Origin of the sequence: uncultured Aquimonas sp., from assembly GCF_937888285.1 — a bacterium.
Classification (GTDB): domain Bacteria; phylum Pseudomonadota; class Gammaproteobacteria; order Xanthomonadales; family Xanthomonadaceae; genus Aquimonas.
The window spans coordinates 1-15,628 of sequence record NZ_CALART010000012.1; the positions used below are offsets into that span (position 1 = coordinate 1).

Consider the following 15,628-nt stretch of genomic DNA (forward strand, 5'->3'; position numbering starts at 1 on the left):
GGGAGAGGGGCTCACAGCTCGGACACTTGATGGCAGCCGCATCGACGTCGACCGAGGTGCGTTTGGAGCTGCGGCGAGTCAAGACCCAACCCATGCACGCCCGGATGCGCTGCATGGAGCGAATCACCGCGAATGTCTGCGCGATCATGATCGCCCTCGTCAGTAGGTCAGGATCAGGTTGGCCAGCAGCGAGTGCGGGCGTCCCTGGTCGGGGTTCAGGGCGCGGTAGCCGCTGCCGGGCAGCAGGGCCGCGTAGGACAGCCGCAGCACCACGTTCTGGGTCATGAAGGGTCGCCAGATCACGGCCGCCGAGACATCGGTACCGATGCGGCGCGGAATGTCCGGCTGCTGGCGCGCGACTTCCAGCACCTCGGTGGCATCGAACCACAGGCCGTTGGCGTTGAAGGACAGCCGCAGTTCGGGCGTGAGATCCAGATCGACGCCGGCGCCGACCAGATGCAGGCCCGGATTCACGAAGTTGCTCTGGCCCTGCTCCTTGCTGGAGCGCAGCGAGTTCAGCAGGCCGTTGCGGCCGGACAGCGCGACGCGCCCGCCGCCGACCAGAGGCACCGACTGGCGGATCCAGTAGCTGGTGTCGGCGCCGGCGAACAGCGGGTTCTCGAAGATCGCATCGAAGCCTTCGGAGCGGTTGTCGAAGGGATCGGAATCCCCGCTGGCATACAGCAGGGACAGGCGCGGGCGGATCCAGGAGAAATCCATCGACAGCTCGGCCGCAGCAAAGGCCGCGCGGATGTCCGAGGGCGCGCTGCTGAAGGCGCCGTTCTTCTCGCGACCGGCGGCGTAGTAGGCGCTGCCGCTGAGGTTGAGCCGATCGATATGGCCATCGACGCTGTAGCCGAAGTAGCCGACGTCGTAGCGGCGCGGACGCTCATCACCAAAGCTCGCCGGCCGCGCGATGAAGCCATTGCGGTCGAAGTAGAACTCGCCGTCCTCGCGATTGCGGTTGTAGAGAAAGGCGAACTGCGAGGTCAGGCCGAGCTTGCCGAGGTCCTGCCAGTACAGGTTGGCGATGAACACGTCGTCCTTGCGCGGCGACTCGCCGAGGTCGTTCAGGCCGCTGTTGGTGTCCTTCTCCAGGCGCCGGAACAGGCCGAGGTTGTACTGCAGCACGTTGTTCTTGCGGGTGCCGAACAGGCGCACGCCCAGCGGCAGGTCGTTGAACAGGAAGCCGCGGAAATCGGCGGTGATCGGCTGGATGCCGACGCGCACGCTGTCGAAGTCGTAATTCTCCGACACGTCACGCAGGTGGTAGTCGTAGAACGCCGCCTGCAGGCCAAAGTGGCGATCGCTGCGGCGCGTGCCGCGGCGCGGATCGACGTTCAGCGCCAGCGTTTCCTCAAGATCGACGCGGTTGTACTGGAAGGCCGGGGTCAGCCTAAATTCGTAGTCGGGCGGACGGAACACCGTATTGCCCTTCAGGTACACCAGCTCGACCAGCAGGGTCTCGACGAAAACCTCCTGGCGCGACTGCCCGAACACGTCGTTCGAGCCGGGTCGATCGGTGCTCTGGAAGCCGACCGGCGTCGGCGAGCGCTGGGTCTGCAGCACGGTGTCGGAGATCGCGGTGACCGAGAAGAACTCGTCGCCGTTGCGGACCGGCTTGTCGCCCTTCAGCACGTTGCGGTTGTAGGGGTCCCACAGGTTCTCGCCGTAGAGCGCATCGACGATGCGCCAGCGGTCGGGCACCGGCACGATCTCGGGCGCCTGCGCGCCCAGCGGCGAGGGTAGGCCGTGATCGACGCGCGGCTCGATCTGCGATTCGTCGCGCAGGCGGGCGCGGGTTCGCGGGTCGGCGGCCTCGTCATAGGTCGGCACGCAGTCGAGGCCGGCATCGCCCGGGCGACGACGCGCGCGCACGCGCAGGTCTTCGGCCTTCAGCGGCTCGCAGTCGGGGACGCGGCTGCGGCTGAAGGCGGGCGGCGCGGATTCGATCGTGTCCTGAGCGCTTGGCTCGAAGCCGTCAGCCTTCGGCAGCTCGGCCTGCGCCTGCAGCCGCTGCGCGGCCAGCAGGCCAAGCAGAACGCCGAGTGCGATCAGGGAACGCTTCAGCACGGGATGGGCAGCGGCCATGGCGGTGCTCACAGTCCGGCGCAGACGTTCTGCGCGTTCGAGCCGAGGAAGGGCGCATAGGGGCACTGCACGTAACGAAGACGCGCGCCCTGCGGCGCCAGCTGGTCCGCACGTCGTGCAGGCGGCGCGTTGCCAAGGCTTGAACCTGAACGCGCGCTCGCGCGCTGCACCGACAGGAAGGCGATCATGTCGTCCTGGTCGATGCCGTCGCCGGACACGCCGACCGCGCCGACCAGACGATCACCGCGGTAGACCGGAACGCCGCCGGGGAAGATCTGCAGGCCGTTGGCGAGCTGACGCGATGCGACGGTGGATGCGCCGCTGCCCAGGGCGACGCCCGCGCAGTTGTCCGGCGTGTCGTTGGCGAAGCCCGGCAGGCCGGCGGTGTGGGCGACGTGCTGGACGATGCCGTTCAGCACGAGATCGAGCTGGAAGCCGGTGGCGAAGGGGCTCCACTGGCCGCGCGGCGCCGACAGCGGACCGGGCGCGGCGCTGAGGATGCCGTCCGGGTAGAAGGGCCGCGCCAGGTTGCCGATCGCCCGCGCCGAGAAGGCGATGCTGCCATCCAGCGCGGCGCGGCCAAGGAAAGCCTCGAAAGCTGAGGCGCTGGACCGCAGATCGATCGTGCGGCGCAGCGTGAGATCCGGATTCAGCAGCACGGTGGGCTCGGCCAGCGCGCGAATGAAGTCGCCCGCATCCGCTGCGCTGAAGAAGGCCGCCGAGCGCGCCTTCTGCAGCGAGACGTCGGCGCCGAACACGGGCGCGTCGCGCGAACGCACCATGCCGAGGATCTCGCCGCGGCTGTCGACCACGGCGATCGAGACCCGCGCGTTCGAGCCCAGCGGCCGGCGGATCTGGGCGCGGCTGGCGTCCGCGACCGCCAGGGCTTCGGACAGCAGCGCGCGCACGTCCGCCTCGCTCAGCGCTGCCGTCGCTTCGCTGCCGGCACGCGGAGGGTGACGCGGTGCATCCATTGCATCGACCCAGACGAAGGCCTCGCGGCCGTCGAAGTCCGCGGCGGGCGCCGCGCGCAGGCCGGACTCGGTCAGCCCGAAAGCGGTGCCGGGTCGCAGCAGGCCGCCGCCGTAGCCGGGCACGTCGAGCAGCACGCCGGCCCCCGCGCCGAGGCTGGCGAAACTGGCCGAACCCACGCCGCCGGCGAGCTCCGAGGCCTGCGTATCGCTGTAGCGCAGCACCTTGCCTTCGACCGTGATGCGACCGGCCTGGATGTCGCGCGGCGCCTCGAAGCCCAGCGTGGCGGCGAGTGCGATCCGCTCGTCCAGGTCCTGGTCGAAGTCGGCGACGCTGGCGTCCAGCGTGTAGGCCCCATCGGCACTCACACCGACGCCGCCGACCAGAACGCCCTGCTTGTAGAGAGGAAAGCCGCCCGGATCGGCCGACAGGCCCAGCGGCGAACGCTTCGGCCCGGTCATGCCCTGCATCAGGCTCGCGCGGCGCATGAAATCCGAGCAGGCCAGCTGGCTGAACTGCACGCCAAACAGCGGGCCGCCGGGCTGGTTGACCTCGCCCGGATTGAAATGCTGCTGCACGATCTGGCTGGCGGTACGGGTGCTGAACGCGTTGCCGCCGCTGGACAGATAGGCACCGGTCACGGCCTTGGCGATCGCCGCCAGCGCGGGGCCGCCCACGGCGGCGGGCAGGACAATGCCCTCAAGCCCACCATCGATCGTTGGCGCCCCGGCAGGCGTGCTTGCCACCCGCACATCCCGCGCAGAGCCGGACATCGCGTAGACGCCCAGCACATTGCCGACGCGGTCGACCACCGCAATGGTGGCAACGGCATTGCCGGCACGCGCCTGCGCCACGGCCTGGGCGATGACCTGACCCACGTCGGCGGCGCTCAGCGCCTGCGAGGCTTCGACGCCGGCGGTCTGCAGGCAGCTGGCGCAGCCCGGCGAGACAGGGGCGGCGCGCAGCTGCGGGGCGTCGCTCGCGAATCCCACGCCCTGTCCGCGCAGACGGCCCTCGCGTTCGGGCAAGGGGTCGGATGCGCAGGCGAGGCCGGCAAATCCAGCGAGCAGAGCGAACAGCCAAAGGCGCACATCGGGTGGGCGCTGGCCTACCGAGGTTTCGCGATACCCGGCGTTGTTCGGCAACGACCACATCGATGGCCGGGCGCAGCCGCCTGCAACCGAGTCCGCAGCCCGGGAAACACCGGATCGTGCGGGCGCGCCATCGAAGGCGGGGACCGCGGCGAGCGTCGAGCTGCGGTGGGCCAGGGCCCACCCTATGCGTCGCTTGAGTCGGGTCATCGAGGCGAGCATTGAGGTACTCGGCGCCGAGGCGTGGGCCACGCATTTGGTTGAAGCCATCGGCGCTGCGCATGCGTTGGGCTTGATGCCGTCATAGGGTGGGCCCTGGCCCACCGTGGCCTGCGCACTGACGCAGGCTGGATCCTGCCGATCGAAGTCCCGCGCACTGACGAGCGCTTGATGCTGCGGCTCGAAGAACCTTGGCGACGCGAAGCGCTTCATTCCCCACCTCCTGCCGCCGCGGGCGCGGTCGGGTGTGAATCGGGCAGCGCGGCCTGCATCGGCGTCGCTCCCGGCAAATGGAAGCCGTGGCAGCCGGTGCAGGCCAGCTGCACGTTCTGCTTGCCGCGCTCTTCGCTGTGGCAGTCGAGGCAGTTCTGCACGCCCGGCATGAGCACGTCGCTGCTGCTGCTGGATACGGCGGCCGCATGGCATCCCAGACAGGTGGCGTCGTCCTGCGCCAGGGTGTCGCGCCGGGTCAGGTGCGCGACGTGGTCGAAGCGCGCCATCGGATGGAAATCGGCAACCAGGCGCACCGGCAGGATCTGCCAGCGTTCGTAGACGCTGCGCTCGGGATGCACCGCGACTTCGTGGCAGGTGACGCAGCCGGAGCGGGTGAACTGGTTGTGCGCTTCTAGCTCGGCGCGCTCGCGCCCGCAGGCGAGGATGCCCTCGGGGCAGGGATCGCGCTCGGCCTGCGCGGGGCGCCGCCGATTGCGTTGGCCGACTTCGATGGTCTTGGCGGTATCCGCGAACTGGCGGATGTAGTGCTCCTCCAGCGCGAGCACGGCCGCGCGTACCGCCGCATGCGGCAGCTGGCGCTCGGGCTCGTCTTCGTCGAAGCCGAGGCCATGGCAGCTGCGGCAGCTGTTCTCCATGGTGATCGGCTCGAAATGCTCGCCGTCGACGTTCAGGGTGTGGCAGTCGACGCAGCCCAGCGCGCGGTCGCCCTCGCCGCGCACGTAGACGCGTTTGGCGTCGAGATGAACGTCGTGCGGGAACTTCAGGTTCGAGCTCTCGCGCGGCGGCGGAGCGGGCTCAGGGCGGATGCGCTCGGTCGACCAGAGCGACGAGCTCGCATCGAAACGCAGCAGGCTGAGGCGGAATGGCGGATGCGCATCGGCGGTGAAGCCGGTCACCGCCAGTGCGAAGGCTTGCTCCGCGCGGGCCATGCCGCGATGGGTGGCGACTTCGGGAAGCGCCCGATGGCAGTCGACGCACAGGGCCGTGTCCTCGCGCACCAGCATGGCCGGCTCGTTGTGCTCCTTGTGGCACCCGGCGCAATGCGCGTCCTCCAGCCTCGGCACCGTCAGCGCAGCCAGATCGACATGGCCGGGAAGGCCTTCGTGGCAGTCCAGGCAGCCGCGGTCGGGCGTGGTCTCGAACAGGCGCAGATGGCAGGCATTGCAGTCGACGTCGATCTCCAGCGTGTGGTGGGCATTGGCCAGCGGCCCGCTCGACCACACCGCATCCGACAGCAGCGGCGTGTGCGCACGCAGCCAGCCGCCGAGCGCAGGATTGAAGTAACCGGCCAGCGGCAGCGCCAGCAGCAGCAGCGCGAGCACCGCGCTGGCCCAAGCCAGCCGGCGCATTGGCAGGCGGGTCTGCTTCAGCTCGATCTGGAAATGCGTGGCCGGCCCGAAGGCCTGGTCCTGCTCGACCTGGGTGAGCTGCAGGGCGCCATTGAAGCCGGCGGGCGGCTCGATCACGCGCAGCTGCTGGGCACCGATGTCGATCGACTCGCCGGGACTGAGCACCACCCGCTGCAGGCTCTCACCCTCGCGCTGCAGCCGAGCGGCGCCCACGCAGCGCAGCGAGAAGCGGCCGCTGCCCAGCGGCTTGATCGTCAGGTGGCGGGCGGCGATCGAGGGGTCGTGCAGGGGCAGGGTCTGGTCGTTGCGGTGGCCGAGCGTGATCAGCCCGCCCTCATGGCTGGCCTCGACGAGGGTCTCGGCGCCCTTGCGATCGCGGTACACCCGGCGCAGCAGGATCAGCACGGCGGCCTACCAGTACAGGAACACGGTGAGGATGTGCACCAGCAGCGCTGCGATCAGGCCGATGGTGAGCGGGATATGCAGGTACAGCCACAGCTGCAGACGCGCCTGCAGAGACACACTGGCGCGCAGCACCGCGAGCGCGCGCGCGCGCTGCGCGGCGAGGCCCAGCAGGCCCTGCAGCGCTGCCGCCTCGTCGCGCTTGCGCGCCTGCGGCACGCGCGCGGCAAGGTAGTCCAGCAGCGGCTGCTGGAAGCGGTTGGAACAGGTGCGCGAGCCCGCCGGCTGGGCGGCTGGATCGAGCATGCGCGAGTGGTCGCGGCCCAGCACCTGGGCCAGCACGCCGCCACCGAGCGTGGTGCGGTCGATCGCGCTTTCAACCACGGCCAGCGTGGTGGCATCGGCCTGCTGGGCAGCGCGGCGCATCTCGTCGTCGATGCGGTTGAGCGCCGTCAGCCAGTCCTCGCGGCGACGGCCCGCATGCACGGCCGCCAAGCGACGCGGCAGGCGCAGGTAGACGTAGAGGCCGTAGACGCCGCTGGCGATCACGATGCACATCAACACATAGGCCAGGCTGTGAACATTCCAGCCGAGCTGGAACGCGCTGTGCAGCGTCGCCACCACCAGCAGGGCGAGGCCGAACATCACGTGCGCGGCGACCCAGCCCTGCACGGTGCCGAGCGTGCTGCGGTAGCGCCGCTTGCGCAGGCCGAGCAGGGCCAGCCACAGGATCAGCAGCGCGCCCAGCGTGCCCAGCACATAGCCCTGCCAGCTGCCACCGTTGGGCGGCAAGCTGGCCGGCTGTGAGACATACAGCGCGATCGAGGCGACGCACAGAACGCTCGCCCAGGCCGCGTAGCGCCACGCTTGAGGCCCAAGAAAGCTGGCGCCGGACTCAGCCATGCAGGCGCTTCTCGACCAGTGCGGCGAAACCCGCGGGTGAGGTGCGCACCGCGGCACCGGTCGGGCACGCCCGCACGCAGGCGGGGCCACCATCGATGCCCTGGCAGGCGTCGCATTTGACCGCCTTCTTGCCGGCCGCCTTCGCCGCCTTGTCGGGTAAGGCACTGGCGTCTTCGCCGGGCCCGTGGCCGGTCGCGAACAGCAGCCAGCTGAGCAGGCTGGGCTTCTTCGGCGCGGCGTACTCCATGCGGATCACGCCGTAGGGGCAGTGGGTCTGGCAGTTGCCGCAGCCGATGCAGCGGTCGTCGATGAACACCTCGCCGCCGATTGCGCGATGGATCGAATCGGTCGGGCAGTCCTTCATGCAGTGCGGGTGCTCGCAGTGCCGGCAGGAGATCGGCACCTGCACCGCCGCATGCGAGCGGCCACGGTGCCGGTCCAGTCGCGACAGTCCGCCGTGGGTGTCAGCGCAGGCCTTCTCGCAATTGTCGCAGCCCACGCACAGGGACTCGTCGATCAGCAGCGCGTTGGTCGCCTCACCCAGACCCTCGGCCATCAGGAAGGAGACCAGCTCGCCGCCCTCGGGCAGAGCTTCCAGCACCGAGAAGTTGCGCAGCTGCTGGCTGGTCGCCGACTGCAGGGCGCCGACCCGCTGCGGATCCTTCTTCAGCAGCTCCAGGAACTCGGCGCGGCCAAGCTGGATGGTCTCGGTACGCACCGCCGCGCGCGCGGTCTCGCGGCGCAGCGGATCGCCCATCAGCGCCATCTGCCCGCACAGCTGGCCGCTCTGCGCATGCCCGACCAGGGCACCGCCGCGGGTCAGGGCGATGGTGCCGCTGCGCACCAGGTGCAGGCAGTCGCCGCTCTCGCCTTCGCTGTAGAGCAGCTCGCCGGCGGCGAAGCTGCGCACCTTGGCGGCCTGCGCGATGCTCCTCAGATCAGCCACCGGCAGCGCGGGCGCGAACTGGCCCTGCAGGGCGCGCACGATGAAAATCCAGTCGACGCCGGCGCGGACTTCATCATTGGAGTTGAGCAGCTTCACCATCGTCCGCCGCGGCGTCTCGATCAGGATGGTGTCGGCGCCGATGAAGGCGTCGCCGCTGCGCGGCCGCCCCGAGATCAGGCTCATCTCGCCGAAGAACTGCCCGGGCTTCAGGACCAGCTCGCTGCTGCTGCCGCCGTGGCGCAGGCGCACCTCGCCTTCCAGCACGGTGTAGAAGCCGTTGCTGTAGTCACCCGTGCGGAACAGGACGCTGCCGGCCTCCAGCACCTCGGTGGCGCGCGGCTCGGGCGGCTCGGCGAGATCACTTTCGCTGGGCGTCTCGCCGGCACGGCGCATCTGCTCCAGCTGGGCCTCGCGCCGGGCGCGCTGCTCAGCGCGGCGCGCAGCGACGCCCTTGTCCACCTGAGCGCGCGCTGATTGCACGCTGTCGGCATCGCCGAAGCTGACGATCAGCCGGCTCTCGATCAGCAGCTCGCGGAAGGCCAGCGCATTCATGCGCCGGAACATCGGCACGCGCTGCTGGTACAGGGCGAGGATCTCCTCGACCTCGGCCACATAGGGCAGGCCCGCGAACTGCAGGGCCAGCAGCACATGGTCGACTGGACGCACAGCGCGGCCGAGGATGCTGTCGACCACATCCTGGCCCTGGTTCATGGCCTGCTTGATCAGCGGAAAGCCGGCCAGCGATCCGATCACGTACAGGCCCGGCACGCTGCTCTGGTACTGCGGGTCCAGCGTCGGCAGGGCGTCCGGGCGATCGCTGGGGAAGGCGATGCCGCAGGCTTCCAGGAACTTGCGTGGCGGCGTGCCGCCCAGCCGCGCCAGCACCTTGTGGCAGGCGATGCGGCGCTGGCCCTCGGGCGTGTTCAGCACGATCGCACCCAGGCCATCGCTGCCGGCCGGCTCGATGCGCTCGACGGTGGCGCGGTAGTGGCAGTGGAAATCCAGACCGCGGTCGTTGATCGCGCGCAGCACCGCGTTGAGGTTGCCCTCCTTGGCGCGCGAGAACTCCTCGCGGCGATTGACGATGTGCACGGCGTTGTGGCGCGACAGGCCCAGCGCGTTCTCGATCGCCGAATCGCCGGCGCCGACCACGACAATGGTCTCGCCGCGCCAGGCCTCGGGATCGTCGAGCTGGTAGTGGACCAGGCCACAGTCCTCGCCCGGCGCCCCGATACGGTTGGGCTGTCCTTCGAGGCCGATCGCCAGCACCACATGCTCCGCGCCGACCGTGCTGCCATCCTTCAAGCGGATCTCAAAGGCGCCGCGCTGGCCGCGAATGGACGCTGCTTCAGCGCGATAGCGGATGTTGACGCCGAGACTCTCGATGCCCTGCGCCCAGGCCGCCAGCACGGCTTCGCGCGTGCCGGCGCGAAAGCGCAGCGGGCTGCGCAGGTCGAGAAAGCCGGGCTCGGCCATCACGAACTTGCCCTTCTGGTAGCGCTGGATGGTGCGCGCGTGGGCGTCCGAGGCTTCGAGCAGGACGTGACTGGGCGGCTGCCCGGGCCGTTCGGCGGCGTCGATTTCAGCCGCGCGCGCGGCCGCGCTCAGGCCGGCGGGGCCGGAACCGATGATGGCGATGCGATAGCTGGCGTGCGGGTGGCCCGGTCCGGGTTCACCGTTCATCCGACACCCCCGTGACGGACGCGGCTTGCGTGAAGGCAAAGTAGGCGCGGCGTGGAATCCATGTCAACGAGTTCCGCGCCGCGGTCGGCTGCTCCACGTCTGCGCAGGAAGCTGACAGCGCAGGACAGGCCCTGCGCTCGCTACCATGCCGGCCATGACACGCTTTCCCGAACGCCCTGCTCCCGTACCCTCCGGTACCCATCTCGTCGGCGGCGCTGTCCGCGACCAGCTGCTCGACCTGCCCGTCGGCGAGTGCGACTGGGTCGTCGTCGGCAGCACCCAGGCAGCGATGGAGGATCTGGGCTTCCGCGCGGTCGGCACCGACTTCCCGGTGTTCCTGCATCCGGCCACCGGCGAGGAGTACGCGCTGGCACGCACCGAGCGCAAGTCCGGGCGCGGCTACCGCGGCTTCGTCGTTGACGCCGACCCTTCGGTGACGCTGGACGAGGACCTGCAGCGCCGCGATCTCACGATCAATGCCATCGCGCTGGCGCCCGATGGCCGCCTGATCGACCCCTGGGGCGGCCGCGCCGACCTCGAAGCGCGCCTGCTTCGACATGTGTCACCGGCGTTCGCGGAAGACCCGGTGCGGATCCTGCGCGTGGCGCGCTTCGCCGCGCGCTTCGCGCCACTGGGCTTCCGCGTCGCCGACGAAACGCTGGCGCTGATGCGGCAAATGGTGGCGGACGGCGAGGTCGACCATCTGGTGCCCGAGCGGGTGTGGAAGGAGCTGTCGCGCGGTCTGGCAGAACCCGCCCCGCAGGCCCTGCTGCGCGTGCTGCGCGAGTGCGGTGCGCTGGCCCGACTGCTGCCCGAAGTCGATGCGCTCTACGGCGTACCGCAGCGGCCGGAATACCACCCCGAGGTCGACACCGGCCTGCATATCGAGCTGTGCCTTGAACAATCCGCGCGGCTGCAGCCCGCCGATGCGCAGATCGCCTTCGCGGCGCTGGTGCACGACCTCGGCAAGGCGCTGACGCCCACAGATGAGCTGCCCAAACACATCGCCCACGAGCAGCGCGGGCTGGAGCCGATCCGCGCCGTCTGCGAGCGGCTGCGTGTGCCCGTCGACGCCCGCGATCTGGCCCTGCACGCTTGCCGCGAACATCTCAACGTTCATCGCCTGCACGAGATGCGCGCGACCAGCATCGAGTCACTCATCCAGCGCTGTGACGGCTACCGCCGGCCCGAGCGCATCGCCCAGATCGGCTGGGTCTGCGAGATCGACAAGCGCGGCCGCGCCGGCCTTGCCGATGCGCCCTACCCCAACCGCACCCTGCTCGACCGCTGCCACCGCGCCGCGCTGGCCGTGCAGGCCCGTGACCTCGACCTGACGGGGCTCAAGGGTCCGGCGGTGGGCGAGGCGCTGAAGCGCGCGCGGATCGCTGCGGTGAAGCGGGAGTTGGGGATTGGGGACTAGGGATTGGGGAAGAGCCCAGCAACCCTGATCTCCCGCGACACCGTTCGCACAACGTAGACAGCCTCAACCCGACGCGACGCCCACGATGGGTGGGCCGCCCTGAACCTCGCCTCGGGCAGCTTTTGCGAATCCCGATTCCTGGCCCTCGCGCACGGCGCTCGGGCGCTCATCAGCGCGCGGACCCGTGGTCCGCAAGCGCGCCTCTTCGCTCCCCAATCCCGGCTCTACCCAGGCATCCACAGCTTCTCCAGCTGCGGAAAGTTCCAGACCTCCGGTGATTCGATGCCGGCGATGCGGTCGGCGCAGCTGGGCGCGGCGAGGTCGATCTCGCGCATGAACACCGGCTCGCGCTTTCTGGCGTTGTAGAAGATCCGCACCCTGGGCGTGAGCAGCGAACTCTCGTTCTGCTCGGTGACCACGGCCAGGTGTTCCGACTGCAGGCGCACCAGCGCACCGACCGGATAGATGCCGATCGACTTGACGAAGGCGTTGAACACCTGCGGATCGAAGTGGCCCTTCCAGGCGGCCATGCGGCGCACCGATTCGGCCGGGCTCCAGGCCTTCTTGTACGGGCGGTTCGAGCTGATCGCGTCGTAGACATCGCAGACCGCACCCATGCGCGAGAGCAGGTCGATGTCCTCGCCGGCCAACCCGTGCGGATAGCCGGAGCCATCGAACTTCTCGTGGTGATGCAGGGCGATCTCCAGCGCTGCCGCCGAAGCCCCGCCGCCCTCCTTCAGCATCTCGTAGCCGCGCACCGGGTGGGCCTTCATGATCCGGTACTCGTCGTCGGTCAGCGCGCCCGGCTTGTTCAGCACCTGCAGCGGCATCGCCGCCTTGCCGATGTCGTGCAGCATGCCGCCGATGCCGGCCTCGCGGACCTGCGCGTCCGGCAGCCGCAGCTGCCGCGCCAGCGCGATCATCAGCGCACACACCGCAACCGAATGCAGATAGGTGTAGTCGTCATGGCGCTTCAGGCGCGCCACGCTGATCAGGGCGTCCGGGTGACGGATGACCGAGGCGCTGATTTCCTCGACGAGGGGCTCGACCGCCGAAGGACTCACCGCCCTGCCCATGCGGGCCTCGCCGAACAGCTCGACCATCTTTTCCTTGGCGGCGAAGCAGAGCTTCTGCGCGGAGCGCAGCTCGGCTTCGATGGTGCGCTGGCTGCGTCGGGCGGCGGGTGTTTGCATGCCAGAAGCCTGGTCCGCGCCATCCGCAATTGACTCGGTCGGCGCGGCGGCGGCCGCGAAGTCCTCACCGGCCGCGGGCTCGGGAGCGGCGTCGCTCGGCGCATTGGCTCCCGGAGCATCGCTCGCTGGCGCGGCCGGCGGCTGGTTGAAGTCGTCCGATGCGTCCTGCGCGTCGATCGCGTGCGCATCCGCTGGGGAGTCCGGCGGCGGCCAGTCCGGGCAGTCCAGTCCGCGCGCGGTGTCGATCAGGATGTCCTCGACGCCGCCACGCCGCAGCACGTCGACTTCCTGCGCGGTGAGCAGGAAGGAATGGCGCACGAACACCGGATGCGTGCCATCGCCGCCGAGGCGGTGAAACCACATGCCGGGGCGAACCAGGCGGATGGGGATGGCCTTGATCATGGCCGGGGGAGTGCGCTCGCGGGCAGAGGGTGCAGCCTGACGATGCAAGCGCCGCGCCGCCATCGGGGCGTCTCCGACCTGCCCTGTGCTTACTCCGGCCCTGGCGTATCGCGCTGCTGCAGGCAGCCGCGCCAGGGCGTCAACGCCGCAAGCAGGCCGATCGCCACGCCCGAGCCGTTGGCCAGGGCATCCAGCCAGTCGCCGCTGCGCGCCGCGGTCTGCGCCTGCAGCAGCTCCAGCAGCAGGCCGTAGCCCAGCAGTGCGAGGCCAGCCAGCAGCAGGGCGCGCGCGCTGCGCCACAGCGGCACGCAGAGCAGCGCGGCCAGCGCATAGCCCGCCGCATGCCAGAGCTTGTCGTAGCGCCCCGGGTCCATCGGCAGCTCGGGCGGGGGCAGCAGCGAGGCCAGCGCGATCACGCCGAGATAGGCGACCAGTCCGAACACCCACAGCCGGCGCAGCGGCAACCGATGCCGCTCGAACCAGTCGCGCAGGTTCACAGGCGGTGGCTCAGGTCGCCGAAGGCGAACTGCGCCTCGCAATCGACGTCGCGCACCAGCCCCATCACCTGGAAGCGCTCGCCCATCTCGGCGGGCAGGATCAGGCGCTTGGACTCCAGCGCCAGACGGTGCTGGCTCAGGGTGTCGCCGGCACCGGCTTCGACGTGCTGCTGCAGGCCGTTGTTGAGCAGGAAGGCGGCCTGGCTGCAGTAGCCGGCCAGCTCGAAGCCAGCGTGCTGACCAGCCTCGGCCAGCGCGGTGAAGTCGACCGAGGCGGTGATGTCGGTCAGCCCCGGCAGATGGAAGGGATCGGCATGCACGCGATGGCGGTAGTGGCAGAGCAGCGTGCCGTCCGCGCGCTCGGGCAGGTAGAACTCGGCGCGCGGGTAGCCGTAGTCGACGAACAGGGCCAGGCCCTCGGCCAGCGAGGCGCAGACCGCATCCAGCCAGTACGGCAGCTGCGGCAGCAGCTCACTGGTGTAGCCCTCGCCGAAGCCACGGCCGAGGCTGCGTTCGAGATGGCGCACCGCGCCGCCGACCAGCATGTCGGCGGCGCGCTCGCAGAATGCCAGGCGACCTTGCGCGGTCTCGACGTGCTGCTCCATCACCTCGCCGGCGCGCATCACGAAGCGCGAAGCCGGCAGCGCGTCCAGCACCTCGTTGGCGAACAGCACGCCGACCCAGTCGTCCTCGGGCAGGCGGTCCAGCCAGCGCAGGCGGGCAAACAATTCGGGCGGCAGCTCGGCCTCGAGCCGCTGGCGCTGGCGCTGGCGCAGGTCGGCGCTGGGCTCGAGGATGCGGTATTCGGCCGGCAGCGCGCCGCGCGCGGCCAGCGCCGGCAGCGCCTTCAATGCGAACGCACCGCTGCCGCCACCCAGCTCGAAGAAGCAGGCCGCGCCCTGGTAGCGGCGCAGCACCGGCGCCGTCGCCTCGGCCACGCAGGCGGCGAACAGGCCGCCCAGCTCGGGCGCGGTGATGAAATCGCCGGCCGCACCGAATTTGGTGGCGCCGGCGCTGTAGTAGCCCAGGCCGGGCGCGTACAGGGCCAGCTCCATGTAGCGCGAGAACGCGATCGAACCGCCGCTGCGCGCGATCTCGGCGTGGATCAGCGCGCGCAGATGCTCGCTGTGGGCCTGCGCCTCGGGCGCGGGCGCCGGCAGGTCGAGAGGGATCATGGAGGGTCTCGTGATGGAATCTTCAGCGGCCAGCATCGACACTGCGGCCAGACCGCTCGAAGGATACCCCGATGTCCGCATCTCTCCCTGGCGCGCCGGTGGCGCTGATCACCGGCGCCGCGCGCCGCGTTGGCGCCGTGATCGCCCGCCGCCTGCATGCCGAGGGCTATGACCTCGCCCTGCACTACCGCAGCTCGACCGACGAAATGCGGGCGCTGGAAGAAGCGCTGGAAGCCGTGCGACCCGGCAGCGTGCTCGCGCTGCAGGCGGAACTGGGCGACCCCGGCATGGAAGAGCGGCTCGTGACTTCCACGCTGGCACGATTCGGCCGCCTCGATGCGCTGGTCAACAACGCATCGAGTTTTCATCCGACGCCGATCGGCAGCGCGACGCAGGCGGACTGGGACGGCCTGTTCGCCAGCAACGCGCGTGCGCCCTTCTTCCTCAGCCAGGCCGCAGCCCCGCACCTGCGCGCCGCGCGTGGCGCCATCGTCAACCTCGTGGACGTCTATGCCGAACGTCCGCTGGCCGAACACACGGTCTACTGCATGGCCAAAGCGGCCCTGCTGATGATGACCCTGTCGCTGGCCAGGGAGCTGGGCCCCGAGGTCCGCGTCAACGCCGTCGCGCCCGGCGCGGTGCTGTGGCCCGAGGGTGGCAAGCCCAGCGCCGAGCAGCAGATCCTGCTCGACAAGACCACGCTGAAGCGTCCCGGCAGACCCGAGGACGTCGCCGAGGCCGTCGCCTACCTGCTGCGCGCGCAGTACACCAGTGGACAGGTACTGCGGGTGGATGGGGGGCGGGCGGTGAATATGTGAGAGCTGGGATTCGGGATTCGGGATTCGGGATTCGGAAAAGCATGCGGCATAGGGTGGGCCCTGGCCCACCATGAGCTCCACGCTCGCCTCGGGTTCGCTTGTTCGCTGCGTTGCTTGAAGCGAAGAGCAAGAGCTTTCGGTCCGTCCTTCGGCCGGCCCGACCTGCCGGCTGTCATAGGGTGGGCCCTGGCCCACCATGAGCTGCACACTCGCCCCGGTCTTGCTTCGTCACT

The 15,628-nt window shown here is 70.0% G+C and carries 10 protein-coding genes; 2 read left to right on the plus strand and 8 right to left on the minus strand.

The genetic code is table 11. The features are described from left to right. Positions 1 to 159: 159 nt before the first annotated feature. From Q0654_RS04075 to Q0654_RS04095, 5 genes are all read right to left on the minus strand, one after another. Positions 160 to 2,091 (minus strand): hypothetical protein, encoded by a 1,932-nt coding sequence (locus tag Q0654_RS04075; protein WP_298850738.1) that lies wholly within the window; start codon positions 2,089 to 2,091, stop codon positions 160 to 162. 8 nt (positions 2,092 to 2,099) lie between these two features. Further along, positions 2,100 to 4,208: a heme-binding protein gene (locus Q0654_RS04080; protein WP_298850741.1), complete on the minus strand. Its 2,109-nt coding sequence runs from the start codon at positions 4,206 to 4,208 to the stop codon at positions 2,100 to 2,102. Between the two features lie 374 nt (positions 4,209 to 4,582). Continuing rightward, entirely contained in the window at positions 4,583 to 6,361 is a 1,779-nt protein-coding gene (locus Q0654_RS04085; RefSeq protein ID WP_298850742.1) for a cytochrome c3 family protein, read from the minus strand. Positions 6,362 to 6,367: 6 nt separating this feature from the next. After that, positions 6,368 to 7,261, minus strand: a complete 894-nt coding sequence (locus tag Q0654_RS04090; protein WP_298850743.1) for a hypothetical protein — start codon at positions 7,259 to 7,261, stop codon at positions 6,368 to 6,370. Beyond that, positions 7,254 to 9,890: a cyclic nucleotide-binding domain-containing protein gene (locus tag Q0654_RS04095; RefSeq protein ID WP_298850745.1), complete on the minus strand. Its 2,637-nt coding sequence runs from the start codon at positions 9,888 to 9,890 to the stop codon at positions 7,254 to 7,256. Before Q0654_RS04095 ends, Q0654_RS04090 begins: the two co-directional genes overlap by 8 nt. A gap of 154 nt (positions 9,891 to 10,044) precedes the next feature. On the opposite strand from Q0654_RS04095, the gene Q0654_RS04100 reads away from it, so the two are divergent. Continuing rightward, positions 10,045 to 11,310, plus strand: a complete 1,266-nt coding sequence (locus tag Q0654_RS04100; RefSeq protein WP_298850747.1) for a multifunctional CCA addition/repair protein — start codon at positions 10,045 to 10,047, stop codon at positions 11,308 to 11,310. 224 nt (positions 11,311 to 11,534) lie between these two features. Here Q0654_RS04100 and Q0654_RS04105 read toward each other — a convergent pair whose 3' ends face one another. The 3 genes from Q0654_RS04105 to Q0654_RS04115 form a co-directional block, all read right to left on the minus strand. Then, the gene (locus Q0654_RS04105) at positions 11,535 to 12,905 is read right to left on the minus strand and encodes an HD-GYP domain-containing protein (protein ID WP_298850748.1); all 1,371 of its coding nucleotides are present in this window, start codon (positions 12,903 to 12,905) and stop codon (positions 11,535 to 11,537) included. A gap of 89 nt (positions 12,906 to 12,994) precedes the next feature. Continuing rightward, positions 12,995 to 13,402 carry a VanZ family protein gene (locus Q0654_RS04110; protein ID WP_298850750.1) on the minus strand — a complete coding sequence of 136 codons (408 nt, stop codon included), beginning with the start codon at positions 13,400 to 13,402 and terminating at the stop codon, positions 12,995 to 12,997. Beyond that, positions 13,399 to 14,577, minus strand: coding sequence for an SAM-dependent methyltransferase (locus Q0654_RS04115; RefSeq protein ID WP_298850752.1), 1,179 nt, complete (start codon positions 14,575 to 14,577; stop codon positions 13,399 to 13,401). Before Q0654_RS04115 ends, Q0654_RS04110 begins: the two co-directional genes overlap by 4 nt. Positions 14,578 to 14,648: 71 nt before the next feature. Here Q0654_RS04115 and Q0654_RS04120 point away from each other — a divergent pair, with 71 nt between their 5' ends. Further along, positions 14,649 to 15,395 carry a pteridine reductase gene (locus Q0654_RS04120; RefSeq protein ID WP_298850754.1) on the plus strand — a complete coding sequence of 249 codons (747 nt, stop codon included), beginning with the start codon at positions 14,649 to 14,651 and terminating at the stop codon, positions 15,393 to 15,395. The last annotated feature ends 233 nt before the right edge of the window (positions 15,396 to 15,628 follow it).